Source organism: Rhizobium laguerreae, from assembly GCF_002008165.1.
Classification (GTDB): Bacteria; Pseudomonadota; Alphaproteobacteria; order Rhizobiales; family Rhizobiaceae; genus Rhizobium; species Rhizobium laguerreae.
In genome coordinates, this window is record NZ_MRDM01000017.1 from 228,116 (window position 1) to 247,539 (window position 19,424).

Consider the following 19,424-nt stretch of genomic DNA (forward strand, 5'->3'; position numbering starts at 1 on the left):
TCTAACGGAACTACTCACACAAAACGAGTGCGGATCCCTCATTTCGAAGGGGAATTCGCAGGAAACGGAAAGACCCCATGACCGAACCGGAAAACCGCTGCCGCCTTGTGCTCATCGTAGCCGATATCGCCGATGCCGATGAACAGGCAAAGATCGTCGCCGACGCGCTGAAGGGCGGCGATGTCGCTTCGGTGATCGTGCCGCAATATGGGCTTGACGACGGCACCTTCCAGAAACATGCCGAAAAGCTGGTGCCGCTGATCCAGGACGCTGGCGCCGCCGCGCTGATTGCGGGTGACAGCCGTGTCGCAGGCCGGGCGAAGGCCGACGGCCTGCACCTTTCCGGCAATGCTGAGGCCCTTTCGGAGGCGATCGACAAACATGCGCCGAAGCTGATCGTCGGCGGCGGCAACGCAGCTGACCGGCACCATGCGCTGGAGATCGGCGAAGTCAGGCCGGACTATATCTTCTTCGGCAAGCTCGACGGGGACATCAAGCCGGAGGCGCATCCGAAGAACCTGGCGCTCGGCGAATGGTGGGCCTCGATGATCGAGATCCCCTGCATCGTCATGGGCGGCACCGATCCAGCCTCGGCGCTCGCCGTCGCCGAGACCGGAGCGGAGTTCGTGGCGATGCGGCTGGCGGTTTTCGCCGAGCCCGCCCGGGCGCCGGCTATCGTTGCCGAGATCAATGCGTTGCTTGACGAAAAAGCGCCACGGTTTGAGGATTGAAATCGCGCTCATGCCGATCCCGCCCGCCCGTCTTTTGAAATATTTCCTCGCCGGTATGGCCGCCTTCCTTGCGGCCGGGCCGAATGTTGCCATGGCGCAGGTGCCGGACAGCGTCATCAGTCAGCCGGGTACGGGACCGGCTTCGACCTTCCGCACCGACCGGCCTTCCAGCCCGGGCGTGCAACCCTCCGATGGTGTCGGCGTATTCGACCGCATGGGCGCGAAGCTGCCGGACCTGCCGCCGGAGAAGGATTACAAGGGGCCGATCGACGAGGCTTACGGCGCCTTCCAGCGCGGTTATTACCTGACGGCAATGGACAAGGCGCTGCCGCGCGCCCAGCTCGGCGATCCGGCGGCGCAGACGCTGATCGGCGAAATCCTCTCGCAGGGCCTCGGCGTCAAGAAGGACGTGAAGAACGCTGCCTTTTGGTACGGCAAGGCGGCCGAAGGCGGCGACGCGGCGGCGATGTTCAAATATGCGCTGATCCTGATGGAAGGCGAGGGCGTGCCGCGTGACAAGGTCAAGGCCGACGACTACATGCACAAGGCGGCCGAGGCGGGCAATCCTTCGGCGGAATTCAACTGGGCACAGCTTCTCATCGCCGACAATCCCGGCGAAAAGGGACTGAAGCTGGCGCTGCCATTCTATGAGAAATCGGCCGAGCAGGGCATTGCCGATTCGCAATACGCCGTGGCGCAGATCTATGCGACGCTGAAGGACCTGCCGGAAGAAAAGAAGAAGCTCGCCCGCGAATGGATGGTACGCGCCGCGCGCGCCGGCTTCGACACGGCCCAGCTCGATCTCGGTATCTGGTTCGTCAACGGCGTCGGCGGGCCAAAGGATTACGTCAAGGGCTTCGAATGGCTGAAACTTGCCGCCAATGGCGGCAATGTCGCCGCGCAGAACAAGCTCGCCCATCTCTATATCAACGCGATCGGCACGGCGCCCAATCCGATCGAGGCGGCGAAGTGGTACGTGCTGTCGCGCCGGGCCGGGCTCGCCGATCCCGCGCTCGAGGATTTCTACCTCGGCATCGAGGACACCCAGCAGAAGGCGGCGATCGACGCCGCCAACAAGTTTCGGCGGCGATAGCGGCCGCTTGGCGACCCGGCCGACGAGGCGGACGGGCTCCTGCATAGTCCCTTAAATCTGAATCGATTTAGGCATCATGCGGCTACAGCATCCTTCGCGCGTCTGAAAAGACGTGCGGCACTGTAGCGGTCCAACCTAAAAAAGCGCATCGGCGAAGAGGTCTTCATCGTTTTCGGCTTTGGCGGTTTCGGCGGGAGCGGAGGTGCTGTCCTCGCTCGCCGGAATGATGCCGCGATGAATGCTGCGCTCCTGGACCATCGTATAGTGTTTGAAGATCTTGCGGTCGAGCGGTGCGATCGTCTCTGCGAGATCGGAGATATCGGCGACATCGGTGCCGACGACGCCTTCGAGCATATCGGCGCAGCCGGCAAGGACTTCCCCCAGATTATGCTGGAAATCGAGCTTGCCGATCAGCAGGCTGATCTTGGTGGCGACCTCGCGACCATTCTCGGCGAGCACCTTCAGCTCGTTTTCCATCACGTTGGCTGCAGAGCGGATGTTGCCGACGGCCGAGGTCAGGCTTTCTCCGAGGTTGCCGGCTCCGGCATCCGTGGCGGGGGCGACGCGCCCGGCCGCAGCTTCGAGCGCCGGCAGGCCGTTGACGATGGCGTCGGCGGAATCGTCGAGCTTGCCGGCGAAGATACGCAACTCGGCGGTGACGACGTTGATCGACCTGCCTTCCTCGCCGAGCCGGCTGCAGCGCAGGTTGGTATTCAACGCCATATAGTGAATGTCGGTCTTGACGGCGCGGATGTTGCCGATCGCTTCGGAGAGCTTGGCTGCCGTACCGATCGTCGACTGGCTCACCTGGTCGGCCTGGCGGCTTGCCGTATCGACCTGCTTGACGATTTCATGGGCGGCCGAAACGCTGGATTCCAGCGCGCGCATGAAGTTGCCGCCGGCCTCGCCACTCTGACCGCTCATCTGATCGCGCAGCTTGAGAATCTCCCGCATGTCGTGGTCGAAACTCGCGATAGTCTTGACGACGTTTTCAGACTCCCGCTGGAAATTTGCGCACATGTCGCTCATCTGCGCCGCTGTCAGATGGTGAATGACGTTCTGGAGGCGCTGGCGCGCGCCGGCGTCGAGTCTGGCGCCATCTTCGCCGGCAAAGAAATCTTCAAGCAGCGAAAAGGTAGCCTGCACATGCTCGATGCGCTGGCGGGTGATATCGCCGATCTGCAGGGCGGACAGCGTCGAGGCGACCTTGCCCTGGACGGCGCGAGCAATTGCGCCGACCTCGCGGGCGATGACGCCGAGATCCTTGCGGTGTCCGGCGATCTTGGCGGCATCATCGCGCAGGGCTCCGGCGACGGCCGGAACAGTATCGGCATAGCTCTTGGAAACACCGGCGCCAAAGGAGGCGGCGAGCTTGACCTCCTTGTCGAGACTGTCGAGGTGCGTGGCGAAACGATTGACCTCATCGGTGCCGGAATAGATGCGCTCCAGGATCTCCTGGGCGAAGCCGGCGAATTCGGCAAGGCCGGCACCGGTGATCTTCACGGTGACCGCGAAGGTTCTCAGATAACGCATCGTCTCCTGCATGTCGGCGACGTGCTTGCGCAGTTCCCTGCCGGTATGCGCCAGCGAGACCAGCGCCTGCTGCCGGTTTTCCTCGGTGACGGGCAGCGCCATCAGGCTCTCCACCGTGGCGCGGAGATCGGCGCTGGTGTCGCTCGCCTCCTTGTTATCGAGCGCCGTGGTGACACTCTCGAGCGAGTTCAACAGACGGTTGAGGACATCCATCACCGACAGCAACACGGTGCCGCCTTCGAGGAAACGTTCCTCGACCTCGCTACGAGCAGATTCCAGGGTCTGGCTGATGTCCCGCCCTGACGTGTAGGCTACAGCGTTCGATGGTGCCAGAGCGTATGCCAATTTTATACCTTTTCTCAAAATACAGGCAATTCGACTCTATTTTTACGAGCAGGATGGAAACGTCCGGTAAACGCGCCGGGACTCGCCAGCGTTGTGATTAACGAAAGATGTCGATGGGGTGCCGGTGAAAGCGTCACTGTCGCGCGGGGTAGTTCAACATGCTGTTTTTACTTTATTTATTTCTAAATTTTGAGGAAAAATATAACTTATCCCGGATGAGAATTGGGAGTCGCGGAACGCGCTATACGGCAGTTTCCTACAACCGCTGTTTACTCTGCATTAACGCTGCCGTGAGAGTCCTTTTAGGGTCATCAAGTATTTCCCTGGCCCAGGAGGCTGCATTGGATACTCAAAAACAATATTACGAATCTATAATTTTGCCGGACGTGCTCAATATTCGCAACATTCCCGAACTATATTCAAAGGTTACTGATGAATTTCGCAGCAATGATACAATCATCGTCAGCATTCCCGAAGGCGCGGAAGCGGATCTGAGTTTCGTTCAACTCATCGAATCCTCGCGCCGCCAAGCAAAAGCCAAGGGAAAGACGTTCAAACTTTCTTCGCCAGCCAGCGGCTCTGTCCTGAAGGTACTTGAACGCGCAGGTTTCATCGAATCCTTCGATCACGAAGACGCGAATTTCTGGTTGCATAAAGAGGTGACGTTATGAGTGCAAATATCCTGACTGTCGACGATTCCGCCAGCATCCGTCTGACCACCAAGGTCACGCTGACCAATGCCGGCTATAGCGTCACCGAGGCGGTCAACGGGGCAGAGGGCCTGGCGACGGCTAAGGGAAGCAGCTTCGATCTGATCGTGACCGATCTCAACATGCCTGTCATGGACGGGCTGACGATGATCGAGGAACTGCGCAAGCTGCCGGCGCAGGCCGGTGTTCCGATCATCTTCCTGACGACGGAATCGGACGCCGATCTCAAGGCGCGTGCCAAGGCCGCCGGCGCCACAGGCTGGCTGACCAAGCCGTTCGACCCGGAAAGCCTGGTGAAGATCGTGAAGAAGGTTCTCGGACGATGAGTACGCTCGATCCGGTTGCCGTATTCCGCACCGAAGCCGCCGAATGCCTCGAAGCGATCGAGGCCGGTCTTCTCGACCTGACCCACCAGCTCGACAACAAGGATCTCGTCGACGCCGTGTTCCGCGGCCTCCACACGCTCAAGGGCTCCGGCGCGATGTTCGGTTTCGAGGCGCTTGCCGCCTTCACCCATCATTGCGAAACGGCCTTCGACCGTGTCCGCAAGGGCGAGGTCGCGGCGACCAGCGAACTCGTCGCCGCCGTTCTCGCCGCCCAGGACCACATGCGGGCCCTGGTCGACCAGCCGGACGCCGATCACGGCGATATCGGGCATAAACTTCTGGCGCAGCTGCAAGCTGCCGTCGGCGGCAAGGAAGCAGCGCCGGCCGCTGTTTCCGTACCCGCAGCCGTGCGCGACGCAGCGGCGAAGAAGAAGAAGAACAGCTGGCGCGTCCGCTTCAGCCTGCCCGCCAATTCGATGGCCAACGGCACCAACCCGCTCGGCCTGCTGGACGAGCTGCGCGATCTCGGCGAATGCACCGTGCGCGCCGACACCTCGGCCATTCCGCCCCTCGACGCGCTGGCTCCGACGGAACTCCACATTTCCTGGGACGTGACGCTGACCAGCGAACAGGACCGCTCGGCGATCGACGACGTCTTCATCTTCGTGCTCGATGACATGGAACTCAGCGTCGAGGAGATCGACGCGTCGGCAGCGGCAACCGCCGCTCCGGTCGAGGAAAAGGCTGCACCTGCCCCTGTCGCCGCAGCATCGGCGGCCCCCGTTTCACCGACCACTGTCGCGGAGTTCCGTCCCGTCGAGGCGGTTCCGGTCAAGCGCGAAGTGCCCGCCGCCGTCAGCCAGGCGAAGGCGGCCGAGAATGTCCGCGTTCCGGCCGAACGTCTCGATGAGCTGATGGACCGCGTCGGAGAACTCGTCATCGCGCAATCGCGCCTCAGCCAGCTCGCCAGCGCCAGCACCGATATCGCACTGCGCTCCGTCTCGGAAGAGATCGAACGTCTCTCCGGTGAATTGCGCGACACGATGATGGTGCTGCGCATGGTGCCGGTCGCCACCCTCTTCTCCCGTTTCCGCCGCCTCGTTCACGATCTCGCTCGCGAAACCGGCAAGGTGATCGAGCTGGTGACGGAGGGCGAGAGCACCGAAGTCGACAAAACCGTCATCGAGCGTCTGGCCGATCCGCTGGTGCATCTGGTGCGCAACTCAATCGATCACGGCCTCGAAACGCCCGCCGACCGGCTTGCCTCCGGCAAGAGCGAAGCCGGTACGGTGACGCTTTCGGCCCGTCAAGCCGGCGGCGAGGTGATCATCTCGATCAAGGACGACGGCCGCGGCATCAATCGCGAACGGGTTCGCGCCAAGGCGGAATCCTCGGGCCTCATCCAGCCCGGCCAGCCGCTTTCCGACTCCGAGCTGCTGCAATTGATCTTTGCTCCCGGCTTCTCGACGGCGGCGGCGATCACCAATCTGTCCGGCCGCGGCGTCGGCATGGACGTCGTCAAGAAGACGGTCGAAGCGCTTCGCGGCGCGATCGACATCGTCAGTGTGCCGGGACAGGGTTCGGAAGTGTCGCTGCGCATCCCGCTGACGCTCGCCATCATCGACGGCCTGCTGGTGCGCGTCGGTTCCGGCCGCTACGTGATCCCGCTCTCGGCGGTCGAGGAATGCCTCGAACTGTCGCTCGAGGAAGATCTTCGCTCGCGCGGCCGCAGCTTTATCTCGCTGCGCGACAGCCTGGTGCCGTTCCTGCGCCTGCGCGATCTCTTCCGCACCGGCACCAAGCCCGACGTGCATCAGAAGGTCGTCGTCATCTCCACAGGCACGGAGCGCGTCGGCCTCGTCGTCGACCAGATCATCGGCGACCACCAGACGGTCATCAAGTCGATGTCGAAGCTGCACAACAACGTCGCGACCTTCTCGGGCGCCACCATTCTCGGCGACGGCAGCGTCGCTCTCATTCTCGACGTCGGGCACCTGGTTGCCGCGGGTCAGCAACAGGAGGCGCAGTTGCGTGTAGCAGGATGAGTGCAACAGCAGCAGCCGAACGATTTGACAACCACTGGAACTATGCCGAGGAAGTCGAGGTCCTGACCTTCGATCTCAACGGCGAAACCTTCGCGCTGGAAGCTGTCATCGTCCAGGAAATCCTGGATCTGCTTCCCGAGACCGCGGTGCCGGGCAGCCAGCCCTTCGTCGCCAGCGTCATCAACTTTCGCGGCAAAGTCATTCCGCTCGCCGATCTGCGTCTCGCCTTCGGGATGGAAGCAGCAGAGGCGACGATCGACAGCCGGTTCATCGTCATCGAGATCGATCTGCAGGGCGAGCCGACGCTCGTCGGCCTCAGGACCGATAAGGTGAACGAGGTGACGACGCTTGCAAAATCCGCCAGCGAGGCGCCACCGAGCGTCGGCATGCGCTGGCGCGCCGATTACATCAACTGCCTGGTGAAGAGGGGCGGAGAATTCATCATTCTCCCCAATCTGCAGGCGATCTTTTCATCGAGGCACGACGCGGCGGGAGCCGCCAGCTGATGTCGGCTGAGTTCAAACTGGGGTTAGACCGATGCGATTGACAATCAAGACAAAACTGGTGACGGCGTTCACTTTCATCATCCTCATGCTTATGGGCACCGCTGCCTACGGCATTTTCAGCCTAGGATCGCTGAACGACACGATTGGCAATCTTCTCGCCGGTCCCGCAGCCCGTCTCGACCTCGCCCAGCAAATCAACATTGCTCAGCTCGAGGCCATCCGCCAGCAGAAGAACCTGCTCGCTGCCCGCACTGCCGACGAAACCGCAGGTGCGATCGCCAAGGGCAATCAGGCCCGCAAGGACTTCACAGATGCCTTCGGCCAGGTACTGGCGCTGGCAACCGAAGAAGGCAAGGCGCGCTGGGCTCGTATTGCCGAACTTTCCAAGAGCTTCACGGCAGCCGACGATCAGATTCGTGACTACGTGAAGGCAGGCAACGCAGAAGGCGCAAATACCGTCTCCGTGACGGCGGCGCGGGCCGCTGTCAACGATATCGACTCGACGCTTAGCGAAATCCTGGCACTTGAAAAGCAGCGCATGAAGGCCGCCGACGATGATGCCGACGCGCAGTATGCGGCCACACGCACCATGATGATGGCGGTGGCAGCTGTTGCTCTGCTGGTTGCTGCGATTACCGCATTCTGGATCGCCAGCACGATCAGCAAGGGCCTTAGCCGTGCCAACGCCGTGGTTCGGGAAGTGTCCGAAGGCGATCTGACGAAGATGGCCGATATCACCAGCCGTGACGAAATCGGCGAACTTCTGGGCAACGTCAATACCATGATCGAACGTCTGCGCGGCGTCGTTGCCGACGCACTGTCGGCCGCCGACAATGTCTCTTCCGGCAGCCAGCAGCTTTCGGCGAGTTCGGAACAGGTATCGCAGGGTGCCACCGAGCAGGCGGCTTCCGCCGAAGAGGCTTCCGCCTCGATGGAGCAGATGGCCGCCAACATCAAACAGAACGCCGATAACGCCGCCCAGACCGAAAAGATCGCTCGCCAGTCGGCCAAGGATGCGGAGATGAGCGGGGAAGCGGTGACGCGTGCCGTGGACGCGATGCGCACCATCGCCCAGAAGATCGGCATCGTCCAGGAAATCGCCCGCCAGACCGATCTCTTGGCGCTCAACGCTGCCGTTGAAGCTGCTCGTGCCGGCGAACATGGCAAGGGTTTTGCGGTCGTCGCCTCGGAGGTGCGCAAGCTTGCGGAACGCAGCCAGTCGGCTGCCGCCGAAATCAGCGCGATGTCGACCGATACGGTCAAGGCTGCCGCCGATGCCGGCGACATGCTCGGCCGTCTGGTGCCCGACATCCGCAAGACGGCGGAACTCGTTTCCGAAATCAGTGCCGCCTGCCGCGAGCAGGATATCGGCGCCTCGCAGATCAATGAAGCGATCCAGCAGCTCGACAAGGTGACGCAGCAGAATGCCGGCGCTTCCGAGCAGATGTCGGCAACTTCCGAGGAACTCGCCTCCCAGGCCGAAGAGCTGCAGACGTCGATCGCCTTCTTCAAGGTCGATACGGCAGGCAGCGCACGGCCCGGCGCCTACAAGGCGCAGCCAAAAGCTTCGACCAAGGTGATCAAGGCCCCAGCCGCTGTCCGCAAGCCCGCGCAGCAGGCTATCGGCCAAGGCCGTGGCCAGACGGTTTCGGCTCAGCAGCAGCGTCTCAAGGGCTTTGCTCTCGATATGTCGATGGGCGGTCCAGACGCCGGCGACGACGACTTTAGGGAGAGCGCATAGGCGCTCCCCTGGGGAAAGTGCATAAGCGCTCCCCCTGGCAAAAGCACCCGAACGCTTTCGCCATAATCCCTCGGGCTGTTCCGGTGGCCCGAGGTGGGAATATCCCCCAACGCATGTAGGCGTTGGCGCTGCGATCGATAGATGTCCGGCTGCCGGGAAGTGAATGTAGTCGCTTTCCCCCTTTTCAGACACATCACTTTCAAGCTCGACGCCCCACCGATGGGACGTGTCTCTATCCATTCGTTTTGACCGTAAATAGGGGTATCACATGCGTTTCACCATCAAACTCAAGCTGGGTCTTGCCTTCGGCATCATGACGCTGCTGCTGATCGGCATCGCGGTTTATGGAAGCCTGAGCCTCGGCACCTTGAACGAGGCAAGCGGCAATATGATCGCCGGCCCGATGCGCCGCCTTGAACTTGCGCTGAACGCCAATGTTGCCGAAGTCAATGCCATCCGCGCCCAGAAGAACGCTCTGCTTTCCACGGATACCGACGTGGCTGCCGGTTTCTACAAGGAAGCTGATCAGAATCTACAGGCCATGTTCGACGCCGTCGATGGCGGCCTTGCGATCGCCTTGCCGGAAGGCAAGCCCCATTGGGAAAAGCTGCGGACGGTCGGCGAGAAATTCCGTGAAAAATCCGCCGAGCTGCAGCAACTTGATGTTAAGGGCGACAAATCAGGCGCGCTGGCGCTTTCACTCGGTGATCTCCGGGCGATGACCAACGACATGGGCGATGCGATCGCCGCCCTTACCGAGATCCAGCGCAAGGGCATGCAGGCGACCGATCACTCGAATACCGAACTTTATAACTCGACCAAGCTGATCCTCGCCACCGCTTCCGGCATCGCCGTGCTTGTCGCACTCGGCGCCGCCTTGTGGATCACGCTCGGCATCAACAACGGCCTGCGGAAGATTACGACTGTTGCAAACGCAGTCGCGATCGGGGACCTCAACCAGAAGGTCGATGTCAAGAGCAATGACGAGATCAAGGATCTCATCAATACGGTCAATGCCATGACTGCCAATCTGCGCGCCACGGCAGCACTCGCCGATCAGATTGCCATGGGCGACCTCAGCACCGATGCCAAGCCGCTTTCGGACAAGGATACGCTCGGCATCGCGATGCAGAGCATGATCTCCAACCTGCGGACCACCGCCGGCATCGCCGATCAGATCGCGAACGGCGACCTGACGGTGTCTCCAAAGCCGCTCTCCGACAAGGATGCACTCGGTATCGCGCTCGAACAGATGGTCGAACGCCTGCGCGGCGTCGTCGCCGATGCGATCTCGGCCGCCGAGAACGTCTCTTCCGGCAGCCAGGAACTTTCGGCAAGCTCCGAGCAGGTGTCGCAGGGCGCCACCGAACAGGCGGCTTCCGCCGAAGAGGCGTCCGCCTCGATGGAGGAAATGGCGTCGAACATCAAGCAGAACGCCGACAATGCCGCGCAGACAGAAAAGATCGCCCGTCAGTCGGCCAGGGATGCGGAAGCCAGTGGCGAGGCTGTCTCCCGCGCTGTCGACGCCATGCGTACGATTGCCCAGAAGATCGGCATCGTCCAGGAAATCGCCCGGCAGACCGACCTTCTCGCCCTCAACGCCGCCGTTGAAGCCGCTCGTGCCGGTGAGCACGGTAAGGGTTTCGCAGTCGTTGCATCCGAAGTGCGCAAGCTTGCTGAACGCAGTCAGTCGGCCGCCGCCGAGATAAGCTCAATGTCGAGCGATACGGTGACCGCGGCCCAGGAAGCGGGCGAAATGCTCGGCCGCCTGGTGCCCGACATCCGCAAGACGGCGGAACTCGTTTCCGAGATCAGTGCTGCCTGCCGCGAACAGGATATCGGGGCGGCCCAGATCAACGAAGCTATCCAGCAGCTTGACAAGGTGACGCAGCAGAATGCCGGAGCCTCCGAGCAGATGTCGGCAACCTCGGAGGAACTCGCCTCCCAGGCTGAAGAGCTGCAGATGTCGATTGCTTTCTTCAGAGTCGACATGGCAGGCGGGCGCCGCGAGCGCGCACCGGCTACAAAACTCACCGTTCGCAACCGGGTTCCGGCCGCACCGCGCAAACCGGCTGGCAAGGCGCCTGCCAATACGGTCGCCGGCCAGCAGGCCCGCGTGAAGGGCTTTGCCCTCGATATGTCGATGGGCGGTCCCGATACGACCGATGACGAGTTCCGTGAAAGCGCATAGGGCTTTTCCGATGCAGAAGCGGGGGGCCGCGGTGGATAGCGGCCCTCGATTGAACCGGTGCATGGACGCACCTGGTCATGCCGGCTCCGCCGGTGACGCATGAAGCGTTTTTACGACGGCACGATGTGCGATCTGGCGGAATATCCGCCGCGGTACTAACGGGGGTTCTGAAATGCGCTTCACAATCAAATTAAAACTGAGCCTAGTGTTCGGTTTCATCGTTCTCCTGACCTGTGCGATGGCCGGTCTTTCGATCTATAATCTCTCGTCGCTGAACAGCGAGATCTCGATCATGGTTGCCGGTCCGGTCGCCAATCTGCGCGATTCCGGCGATCTCTCCGACGCCGTGATGCGCTCGATCCGCGCCGAAAAGGATGCGATCATCAACACCGATCCGACCAAGATCACCGGTTATGTCGATGAGATCTCGCAGCAGCGCGAGCAGATCAAGACATTGCAGGCTCGCCTCGCTGCTTCGGAAGACCCTGATATCAGGAATGGCATGAGCCAGTTCGGCGACCTCTACGGCAAGTGGACAGCGCTGCAGGATCGCGTCGCCGGTCTCGCCACGCAGAACACGACGGAGTCCAACACTCAGGCCGGCGTCATCTCGATGGGCGAAGGCCAGCAGGTGACGACCCAGCTTCTCGGCATCCTCACCAAGCTGAACGACACGGTGACCGGCAATGTCGCCGAAACCGACGCCGCCACCAACGATCAGTATGCGCACTCGCGCAATCTGCTGGTCATGATGACGATCGGCCTGATCATCGTCTCGTCGGCAGCAGCGATCTGGATCCTGCTCAACATTTCGCGGGGCCTGAAGCGCGCCGTCAACCTTGCCGATGCCGTCAGCATCGGCGACCTCGAACAGAACATCGAGCACAAGAGCAACGACGAAATCCGCGATCTCGTCCATTCGATGAGCCGGATGACGGCGAACCTGCGCACTACCGCAACGATCGCCAATCAGATCTCGAACGGCGACCTGACGGTTTCTCCGAAGCCCCTTTCGGAGAAGGATATGCTCGGCATCGCGCTGGAACAGATGGTCGAGCGCCTGCGCGGCGTCGTCGCCGATGCGATCTCAGCTGCCGAGAACGTCTCCTCCGGCAGCCAGGAGCTTTCGGCAAGCTCGGAACAGGTATCGCAGGGCGCCACCGAACAGGCGGCTTCCGCCGAAGAGGCTTCCGCCTCGATGGAGGAAATGGCGTCGAACATCAAGCAGAACGCCGACAATGCCGCGCAGACAGAAAAGATCGCTCGTCAGTCGGCCAAGGATGCGGAAGCCAGCGGAGAGGCTGTCTCCCGCGCTGTCGATGCCATGCGTACGATTGCCCAGAAGATCGGCATCGTCCAGGAAATCGCCCGCCAGACCGACCTTCTCGCCCTCAACGCCGCCGTTGAAGCCGCTCGTGCCGGTGAGCACGGTAAGGGTTTTGCGGTCGTCGCTTCGGAGGTGCGCAAGCTTGCTGAACGCAGCCAGTCGGCTGCCGCCGAAATCGGCGCGATGTCCGGTGATACTGTCAAAGCCGCCCAGGAAGCGGGCGACATGCTCGGCCGCCTGGTGCCCGACATCCGCAAGACGGCGGAACTCGTGTCCGAGATCAGTGCGGCCTGCCGCGAACAGGATATCGGCGCCTCGCAGATCAACGAAGCGATCCAGCAGCTCGACAAGGTGACGCAGCAGAATGCCGGCGCCTCCGAGCAGATGTCGGCAACCTCGGAAGAGCTCGCCTCCCAGGCCGAGGAATTGCAGACGTCGATCGCCTTCTTCAAGGTCGATATGGCGGGCGGCCGCCGTGACCGCACGCCAGCTGCCAGGATGACGGTGCGCAGTCCGGCTCCGGCCACCGCCCGCAAGCCGGGGGCCAAAAAACCAGCCGCCAACAGCGTCGCCGGTCAGCAGGCGCGGGCGAAAGGCTTCGCTCTCGATCTCTCCATGGGCGGTCCCGATGATGGGGACGCCGAATTCAAGGAAAGCGCATGATCATGGCCACGACCTCCCTGGAAGCGCAATTCGTGACCTTCAGCCTCGGCGAGGAGATCTTCGCCGTGCCGGTTGAGGTGGTGCGGGAAATCCTCGACTATGCGGAGGCCTTCAAGATTCCGAATGGTCCTGACTATTTGCTCGGTCTGCGCGACGTGCGCGGGCAGGGCGTGCCGACGATCGATCTTCGCTTGAAGCTCGGCATGACGAAGACCGTGCCGACGCCGCATACGCGGGTGCTCGTCCTCGACGTGCCGATGGAAAGCCGGCTTCTGACCCTCGGCCTCGTCGCCGACCGGGTCTTCGAGGTCACGCCGTTCCGGCGCGAGCAGATTGAGGCGGCGCCCGATATCGGCGTGCGCTGGCGCTCGGACTATATCGCCGGCGTCGTTCGCCGTGAACACGGCTTCGTCGTCATCATCGATCTTGCACGCTTGCTGTCGCGCGAGGACGCCTCGGTACTGCAATCGGCGGCCTGATCCGCGCATCAATTCGGAGTACTGCATTCTATGAGTATGGCAGCAGCGGTGGAAACCCAATTGCCGGGCGACCGGATCAGCAAGCGCAATTTCGACAAGCTTGCCCGGTTCATCTACGACTATAGCGGCATCAAGATGCCGCCGACCAAGCTGACGATGCTCGAAGGGCGGCTGAGGCGCCGCCTTCGCGCAACCAACCACGCGACCTTCGACGACTATTGCGACTTCCTGTTCTATGAGGATGGCCTCGCCCAGGAAACCGTCTACCTGATCGACGTGGTGACGACCAACAAGACCGACTTCTTCCGCGAAGCCAAGCATTTCGACTATCTGCAGAGCGTGGCGTTGCCTGCGATCACCAACAGCGGCGTGCGGACCATCCGCACCTGGAGTGCGGCTTGCTCGACGGGGGCCGAACCCTACACGATGGCGATGGTGCTGGCGGAGTTCGCCGAAGGCCGCAACGACGTCTCCTACAGCGTAATGGCGACCGACCTTTCCACCGACGTGCTGCAGACGGCGCGCCGCGGCATCTATCCGGAAGACCTCATCGCACCCGTGCCGCGCGACCTGCAGCGCAAATACGTGCTGACGGCCAAGCAGCCGGGTCGGCGGGAGGTGCGCATTACGCCGAAACTGCGTAGCAAGATCGGTTTTGCCCGTATGAACCTGATGGACGAGAAATACCCGATCGGCGAGCCGATGCACGTCATCTTCTGCCGCAACGTGCTAATCTATTTCGACAAGCAGACTCAGGCTGGCGTTCTCAACCGTCTCTGTGATTGCCTGGCGAAGGGCGGCTACATGTTCATCGGCCATTCTGAATCGATCACCGGCTTCGATCTGCCGTTGAAGCAGGTCTCGAATACGGTGTTTCAGCGTAGCTAAAGCGCATCGCGTCATCTCAAAACGGCTGCGCACTTCTGGACGGCATGCATTAGGGGTATTCATGGCTAAGAAAATCCGCGTTCTCATCATCGACGATTCCGCCAGCATCCGCCAGACGCTGACCCATGTGCTGGAGCAGGATCCCGATATCGAGATCATGGCGGTCGCATCCGACCCGTTCATGGCGGCGCGGAAGCTGCAGGAAGAGATCCCCGATGTCATCACGCTCGATGTGGAGATGCCGCGCATGGATGGCATCACCTTCCTGCGTAAGCTGATGTCGCAACGGCCGATCCCCGTCGTGATGTGCTCGTCGCTGACGGAGGCGGGATCGGAAACGCTGCTCCAGGCGCTGGAGGCCGGTGCCGTCGACGTCATCCTGAAATCGAAGATCGGCGCCGCCGACAGCCTTTCCGACGATGCGATGCGTATTCGCGAAGTCGTCAAGAGCGCCTCGCATGCACGGCTTTCCAACGTCCGCCGCGCCGCCGGAACCATCCGCTCTGCCTCAGTCGAAGGGCCGGCCAAGAAGCTGACGGCGGATGTGATGCTGCCGCCGCCGACGGGGCGGGCCATGGCGAAGACGACTGAGATGGTCGTCTGCGTCGGTGCCTCCACCGGCGGCACCGAAGCACTGCGCGAGTTCCTGGAGGAACTGCCGGCCAATGCGCCTGGCATGGTGATCGTCCAGCATATGCCGGAGAAATTCACCGCCGCCTTCGCCAAGCGGTTGAACGGGCTCTGCGAGGTCGAGGTCAAGGAGGCCGTCGATGGCGATCCGGTGCTGCGCGGCCATGTGCTGATCGCGCCAGGCGACAAGCACATGCTGCTCGAGCGCCAGGGTGCGCGCTACTATGTGAGCGTCAAGACCGGGCCGCTGGTGTCGCGACACCGGCCTTCCGTCGACGTACTTTTCCGCTCGGCGGCGCGCTCGGCCGGCTCGAACGCCATGGGGATCATCATGACCGGTATGGGCGACGACGGCGCGCGCGGCATGCTGGAAATGCACCAGGCCGGCGCCCACACGGTGGCGCAGGACGAGGCGAGTTCCGTTGTTTTCGGCATGCCGAAGGAGGCGATCGCCAAAGGCGGCGTCGATCGGGTCTTGCCGCTCGATCAGATCGCTCGCGAAGTGCTGATGACGCAGCAGAAGTTCTAGGAGCTGTTTGAAACAACCGGACCGTCTCTTGATATCACCCTACAGGTTTTCTGTTCAGGCAAGATAACCGCCGTCGATCGTCAGGCTGGCGCCGGTGACGAAGGCGGCCTCGGCACTGGCGAGATAGGCGGCGAGGCCGGCGATCTCGCGGTCCTCACCCAGGCGGCCAAGCGCCATCAGCGGCTTGAGGCGCTCATGATCGTCCTCATTGGGGTTCATGTCGGTCGCCGTCGGGCCGGGCTGGATGTTGTTGACGGTGATGCCGCGTGGGCCGAGATCGCGGGCGAGGCCGCGGGTCATCGAGGCGATCGCGCCCTTCGTCATGCTGTAGACTGCGGAGGTCGGAAAGCCGCTGCGATCGGCGGTGACGCTGCCGATGGTGATGATGCGGCCGCCTTCCTTCATATGTCTTGCCGCTGCCTGGATGCCGACGAAGGCAGCGCGGACATTAACGGCGAACATCCGGTCGAAATCTTCGAGCGAATAGTCGTCGAGCGGGTTGAGGATGAGAATCCCGGCATTGCTGACGAGAATGTCGAGACCGCCGAAGGTCTCGGCTGTAAGCACGACGGCATCCTGTACGGCTTTCGCATCGGCACTGTCGGCCCGGATCGCCAGCGCCCTGCCGCCGGCAGCCTCCAGCTCGGCGACGATCGCCTTCGCCTTGTGCTCCGAACTGGAATAGGTGAAGGCGACCGCGGCTCCGTCAGCGGCGAGCCTTCGGACGATGGCGGCACCGATGCCGCGCGAGCCGCCGGTAACGAGGGCGATCTTGGTGGAAAGAGGTTGAGGCATGCGGATTTCCTTCTGTTTTTTTTGGATCGATCAGTCTAGAATTACTCATGGAAAATCAGCTCGGAGTTGTTCTCGTCAGCGGAGGCTTCTGATTGCCATGCGTGCGATAGCGCGGAGCGTCGCGGGTGGGGCGCCGTTTCGGGCACTGACTTTCATGCCCGACAAGGCAGCGCCGAGAAACCGAATGGCGTCGGCGATATCGATATCTGTTGCGAGTTCTCCGGTCCTGCGAGCCTCCCCGAGAAGGCTCTCGATCGCCGCGTGAAGCGCGTGGCCGGCGCTGTCGGTAAGAGCTGCGACCTCGGCATCGGTGCGGCCGAATTCGCAGATGGCGCTGACACCGAGGCAGCCGCGCCGCGCCTCGGCAGCGGGACGTGAGGCGAAAGCGACGAGAGCGCCTTCCAGCGCCTCGATCGGCCGGCCTTCGCGGCGAAGATCGGCGATGATCTTGTCGATGCTCTCCACATTGTAGCGCTTCAGCGCTTCCAGATAGAGACCGCGCTTGTCGCCGAAGGTGTCGTACATGCTTTGCCGGCTGATCTTCATCGCCGTCAGCAGTTCCTCGGTCGAGGTGCCTTCATAGCCGTGCTCGGAAAATACGCCGATGGCGGCATGAAGGGCGGTGTCGCGATCGAATTCCTTGTGTCGTGCCATGACGAGGCTTCTACTCTTATTGGACTGATCTGTCCAGAATAAAATTGATGGTTTCCGGCACCGCAGGGCAGCCATGCGTGCCTCCCCTTGAAATTTCCCTGATTTTGTGGTCTTGAGGCCGCCAATCTTCGCAGCGCTGCCTGTTATGCATGTTCAGGGACACTTCCCGCCCCTGGCAGCGCGCGCGCCCCGTATCAGTCCCAAGGAAAAATGCGCCGATGGCCCGTTCAGCTCTTCTCAATGTCATGGTTCAGGCTGCCCTCAAGGCAGGAAAGTCGCTGGGACGTGATTTCGGCGAAGTGCAGAACCTGCAGGTTTCCGTGAAGGGACCGGGCGACTTCGTTTCCACCGCCGATCGCAAGGCCGAAAAGATCGTCAAGGAAGAGCTGCTCAAGGCGCGTCCGACCTATGGCTTCCTCGGCGAGGAAAGCGAGGAAATCAAGGGCACCGACGGCGCGCATCGCTGGATCGTCGACCCGCTCGACGGCACGACGAACTTTTTGCATGGCATCCCGGCCTTCGCTGTCTCGATCGCGCTCGAACGCAATGGCGAGATCGTTGCAGCCGTCGTCTTCAATCCGGCGACCGACGAACTCTATACCGCCGAGCGCGGCGGCGGCGCCTTCCTTAACGACCGGCGCCTGCGCGTCGCCGCGCGCCGGGCGCTGTCGGATTGCGTCATCGGCTGCGGCGTGCCGGCGCTCGGCAAGCGCAATCACGGCAAGTTCCTGGTCGAGCTTCGCCACGTGATGGGCGAAGTGGCGGGCATCCGGCGCCTGGGCTCGCCGACCCTCGACCTCGCCTATGTCGCGGCCGGACGTTTCGACGGTTTCTGGGAGGCCGAGCTTGCGCCGTGGGACATGGCGGCCGGCATCCTGCTCATCCGCGAAGCCGGCGGTTTCGCCACCGACTGGGACGGTGGCGCAACGATGCTGGAGAGCGGCACAATCGTCGCCGGCAACGAGATTATCCACAAGGCGCTGATCGAAGTCGTCAAGCGGCCGGTTCCCGCCAAGTGACCGAACGAAAATCTGGCTGTTGTAAAGTCACGGTTTTCTCCCCGGCATACTTCAATTCGGCACAATGTTGTTCTAGTCTCCGCCAGCAGGGAATCCGGAGGCTGCGTAACCTATGGAAAATGTGAATGTGGCGGAGATCGGCTCCACCGAAAAGACGGCGGGCACTTATGCCTACAGGCTTTCGAGCCCCATGCCCTTCCTCTGGACGATGCTGCTTTTCCTCGTCATCGTCGGTTTTATCGCCGCCATCCTCTTCCGGCAGACGCAGACCGCCTTCATGCACAATCCGGGCCTCAACGGCCTGATCCTCGGCGTTCTCGCGGTCGGAATCATTCTTGTTTTCAATCATGTACTGGCGCTTCGACCCGAGGTGCGCTGGTTTAATTCCTTCCGCGCCGCCGGCAGCGCCGACAAGGTCAACCGCAATCCGCGGCTGCTTGCGCCAATGCGGGCGCTGCTCGGCAGCCGCAAGTCCTCACTGGCACTGTCGACGACAGCGCTGCGTTCGATTCTCGATTCGATCGCCACCCGCCTCGACGAATCGCGCGACGTTTCGCGCTACCTGATCGGCCTCTTGGTCTTCCTCGGCCTGCTCGGCACATTCTGGGGCCTCATCGGCACGATCGGTTCGATCAGCATTGTCATCCAGTCCCTCGATGCCGGCTCCAACGGTACTGGAGACGTGCTCTCGGCGCTGAAGGAAGGGCTTTCCACGCCGCTTTCGGGCATGGGCCAGGCCTTCTCCTCCTCGCTGCTCGGCCTTTCCGGTTCGCTCATTCTCGGCTTTCTCGACCTGCAGGCGGGCCGCGCGCAGAACCGCTTCTACATGGAACTGGAAAACTGGCTGTCCTCGGTCACGGATGTCGGCTCCGATCTTGCGCCGGCTCTCGACGCCGTTGCCGGCGCTTCCTCGGACGACATGCGCGCGCTCTCCGATTATCTGCGTAAGGTCTCCGAAGAGGGCGGCGCCGGCAGCCAGCGCTCCGTCGCCGCCATGGCAAGCCTTGCCGAAGGCATTCAGGGCCTCGTCAAGAACATGCGCAACGAGCAGCAGATGCTGCGCGACTGGATCGAGGCGCAGCAGGACGAGGCCAAGGCGATGCGTCGCACGCTCGACCGGCTTGCCGAACGCATCGGCGTGCAGGAGCGCGGCGGCGAGAGGGGCGAGCGCTTGCGCGACCGCGCCAGCCAGGCAGAAAAGAGCGAGGGCAAGTAAGCC

17 protein-coding genes are annotated in these 19,424 nt (G+C 62.2%); 14 read left to right on the forward strand and 3 right to left on the reverse strand.

Annotation, left to right across the window (positions count from 1 at the left end; all coding sequences use genetic code 11):
- The first annotated feature begins 77 nt into the window (after window positions 1-77).
- Together BS630_RS25075 and BS630_RS25080 are read left to right on the forward strand one after the other, a co-directional pair.
- Window positions 78-731, forward strand: coding sequence for a thiamine phosphate synthase (locus tag BS630_RS25075; RefSeq protein ID WP_003542828.1), 654 nt, complete (start codon window positions 78-80; stop codon window positions 729-731).
- A 10-nt stretch (window positions 732-741) separates the two neighbouring features.
- Window positions 742-1,824 (forward strand): tetratricopeptide repeat protein, encoded by a 1,083-nt coding sequence (locus BS630_RS25080; RefSeq protein ID WP_077979535.1) that lies wholly within the window; start codon window positions 742-744, stop codon window positions 1,822-1,824.
- A 135-nt stretch (window positions 1,825-1,959) separates the two neighbouring features.
- Here BS630_RS25080 and BS630_RS25085 read toward each other — a convergent pair whose 3' ends face one another.
- Window positions 1,960-3,702 (reverse strand): chemotaxis protein, encoded by a 1,743-nt coding sequence (locus BS630_RS25085; RefSeq protein WP_077979536.1) that lies wholly within the window; start codon window positions 3,700-3,702, stop codon window positions 1,960-1,962.
- Window positions 3,703-4,043: 341 nt separating this feature from the next.
- On the opposite strand from BS630_RS25085, the gene BS630_RS25090 reads away from it, so the two are divergent.
- The 10 genes from BS630_RS25090 to BS630_RS25135 all read left to right on the forward strand — a co-directional run bounded on the left by BS630_RS25090 (window position 4,044) and on the right by BS630_RS25135 (window position 15,737).
- The gene (locus tag BS630_RS25090) at window positions 4,044-4,373 is read left to right on the forward strand and encodes an STAS domain-containing protein (RefSeq protein ID WP_077979537.1); all 330 of its coding nucleotides are present in this window, start codon (window positions 4,044-4,046) and stop codon (window positions 4,371-4,373) included.
- Window positions 4,370-4,738, forward strand: coding sequence for a response regulator (locus tag BS630_RS25095; protein ID WP_003552634.1), 369 nt, complete (start codon window positions 4,370-4,372; stop codon window positions 4,736-4,738). The genes BS630_RS25090 and BS630_RS25095 overlap by 4 nt, the downstream gene beginning before the upstream one ends.
- On the forward strand, window positions 4,735-6,783 hold the full coding sequence (locus BS630_RS25100; protein WP_077979538.1) for a chemotaxis protein CheA: 2,049 nt from the start codon (window positions 4,735-4,737) through the stop codon (window positions 6,781-6,783). Before BS630_RS25095 ends, BS630_RS25100 begins: the two co-directional genes overlap by 4 nt.
- Window positions 6,780-7,289 carry a chemotaxis protein CheW gene (locus BS630_RS25105; protein WP_017962036.1) on the forward strand — a complete coding sequence of 170 codons (510 nt, stop codon included), beginning with the start codon at window positions 6,780-6,782 and terminating at the stop codon, window positions 7,287-7,289. The genes BS630_RS25100 and BS630_RS25105 overlap by 4 nt, the downstream gene beginning before the upstream one ends.
- Before the next feature lie 31 nt (window positions 7,290-7,320).
- Window positions 7,321-9,030, forward strand: a complete 1,710-nt coding sequence (locus tag BS630_RS25110; protein WP_077979539.1) for a methyl-accepting chemotaxis protein — start codon at window positions 7,321-7,323, stop codon at window positions 9,028-9,030.
- 268 nt (window positions 9,031-9,298) lie between these two features.
- Window positions 9,299-11,221, forward strand: coding sequence for a HAMP domain-containing methyl-accepting chemotaxis protein (locus tag BS630_RS25115; RefSeq protein WP_077979540.1), 1,923 nt, complete (start codon window positions 9,299-9,301; stop codon window positions 11,219-11,221).
- 172 nt (window positions 11,222-11,393) lie between these two features.
- Window positions 11,394-13,211, forward strand: coding sequence for a methyl-accepting chemotaxis protein (locus tag BS630_RS25120; protein ID WP_077979541.1), 1,818 nt, complete (start codon window positions 11,394-11,396; stop codon window positions 13,209-13,211).
- Window positions 13,208-13,690: a chemotaxis protein CheW gene (locus tag BS630_RS25125; protein ID WP_017962033.1), complete on the forward strand. Its 483-nt coding sequence runs from the start codon at window positions 13,208-13,210 to the stop codon at window positions 13,688-13,690. The genes BS630_RS25120 and BS630_RS25125 overlap by 4 nt, the downstream gene beginning before the upstream one ends.
- A 30-nt stretch (window positions 13,691-13,720) precedes the next feature.
- Entirely contained in the window at window positions 13,721-14,578 is an 858-nt protein-coding gene (locus BS630_RS25130) for a CheR family methyltransferase (protein WP_077979542.1), read from the forward strand.
- 61 nt (window positions 14,579-14,639) lie between these two features.
- Window positions 14,640-15,737 (forward strand): protein-glutamate methylesterase/protein-glutamine glutaminase, encoded by a 1,098-nt coding sequence (locus tag BS630_RS25135; RefSeq protein ID WP_017962031.1) that lies wholly within the window; start codon window positions 14,640-14,642, stop codon window positions 15,735-15,737.
- A 54-nt stretch (window positions 15,738-15,791) separates the two neighbouring features.
- Here the strand turns inward: BS630_RS25135 and BS630_RS25140 are convergent, their stop codons facing one another.
- Window positions 15,792-16,532 carry a 3-oxoacyl-ACP reductase family protein gene (locus tag BS630_RS25140; protein WP_017962030.1) on the reverse strand — a complete coding sequence of 247 codons (741 nt, stop codon included), beginning with the start codon at window positions 16,530-16,532 and terminating at the stop codon, window positions 15,792-15,794.
- Between the two features lie 75 nt (window positions 16,533-16,607).
- Entirely contained in the window at window positions 16,608-17,186 is a 579-nt protein-coding gene (locus BS630_RS25145) for a TetR/AcrR family transcriptional regulator (protein WP_072640612.1), read from the reverse strand.
- 218 nt (window positions 17,187-17,404) lie between these two features.
- On the opposite strand from BS630_RS25145, the gene BS630_RS25150 reads away from it, so the two are divergent.
- Window positions 17,405-18,205: an inositol monophosphatase family protein gene (locus BS630_RS25150; RefSeq protein WP_029871935.1), complete on the forward strand. Its 801-nt coding sequence runs from the start codon at window positions 17,405-17,407 to the stop codon at window positions 18,203-18,205.
- A 112-nt stretch (window positions 18,206-18,317) separates the two neighbouring features.
- A complete protein-coding gene (locus BS630_RS25155) occupies window positions 18,318-19,421 on the forward strand; it encodes a MotA/TolQ/ExbB proton channel family protein (RefSeq protein WP_077979543.1) in 1,104 nt (367 codons plus the stop codon).
- Window positions 19,422-19,424: the final 3 nt, after the last annotated feature.

Excerpts from the sequence above, each read along its gene's own strand:
- BS630_RS25075 (WP_003542828.1), top strand. The coding sequence starts at position 78 with ATGACCGAACCGGAAAACCGCTGCCGCCTTGTGCTCATCGTAGCCGAT.
- BS630_RS25080 (WP_077979535.1), top strand. The coding sequence starts at position 742 with ATGCCGATCCCGCCCGCCCGTCTTTTGAAATATTTCCTCGCCGGTATG.
- BS630_RS25095 (WP_003552634.1), top strand. The coding sequence starts at position 4,370 with ATGAGTGCAAATATCCTGACTGTCGACGATTCCGCCAGCATCCGTCTG.
- BS630_RS25100 (WP_077979538.1), top strand. The coding sequence starts at position 4,735 with ATGAGTACGCTCGATCCGGTTGCCGTATTCCGCACCGAAGCCGCCGAA.
- BS630_RS25105 (WP_017962036.1), top strand. The coding sequence starts at position 6,780 with ATGAGTGCAACAGCAGCAGCCGAACGATTTGACAACCACTGGAACTAT.
- BS630_RS25110 (WP_077979539.1), top strand. The coding sequence starts at position 7,321 with ATGCGATTGACAATCAAGACAAAACTGGTGACGGCGTTCACTTTCATC.
- BS630_RS25115 (WP_077979540.1), top strand. The coding sequence starts at position 9,299 with ATGCGTTTCACCATCAAACTCAAGCTGGGTCTTGCCTTCGGCATCATG.
- BS630_RS25120 (WP_077979541.1), top strand. The coding sequence starts at position 11,394 with ATGCGCTTCACAATCAAATTAAAACTGAGCCTAGTGTTCGGTTTCATC.
- BS630_RS25125 (WP_017962033.1), top strand. The coding sequence starts at position 13,208 with ATGATCATGGCCACGACCTCCCTGGAAGCGCAATTCGTGACCTTCAGC.
- BS630_RS25130 (WP_077979542.1), top strand. The coding sequence starts at position 13,721 with ATGAGTATGGCAGCAGCGGTGGAAACCCAATTGCCGGGCGACCGGATC.
- BS630_RS25135 (WP_017962031.1), top strand. The coding sequence starts at position 14,640 with ATGGCTAAGAAAATCCGCGTTCTCATCATCGACGATTCCGCCAGCATC.
- BS630_RS25140 (WP_017962030.1), bottom strand. The coding sequence starts at position 16,532 with ATGCCTCAACCTCTTTCCACCAAGATCGCCCTCGTTACCGGCGGCTCG.
- BS630_RS25145 (WP_072640612.1), bottom strand. The coding sequence starts at position 17,186 with ATGGCACGACACAAGGAATTCGATCGCGACACCGCCCTTCATGCCGCC.
- BS630_RS25150 (WP_029871935.1), top strand. The coding sequence starts at position 17,405 with ATGGCCCGTTCAGCTCTTCTCAATGTCATGGTTCAGGCTGCCCTCAAG.
- BS630_RS25155 (WP_077979543.1), top strand. The coding sequence starts at position 18,318 with ATGGAAAATGTGAATGTGGCGGAGATCGGCTCCACCGAAAAGACGGCG.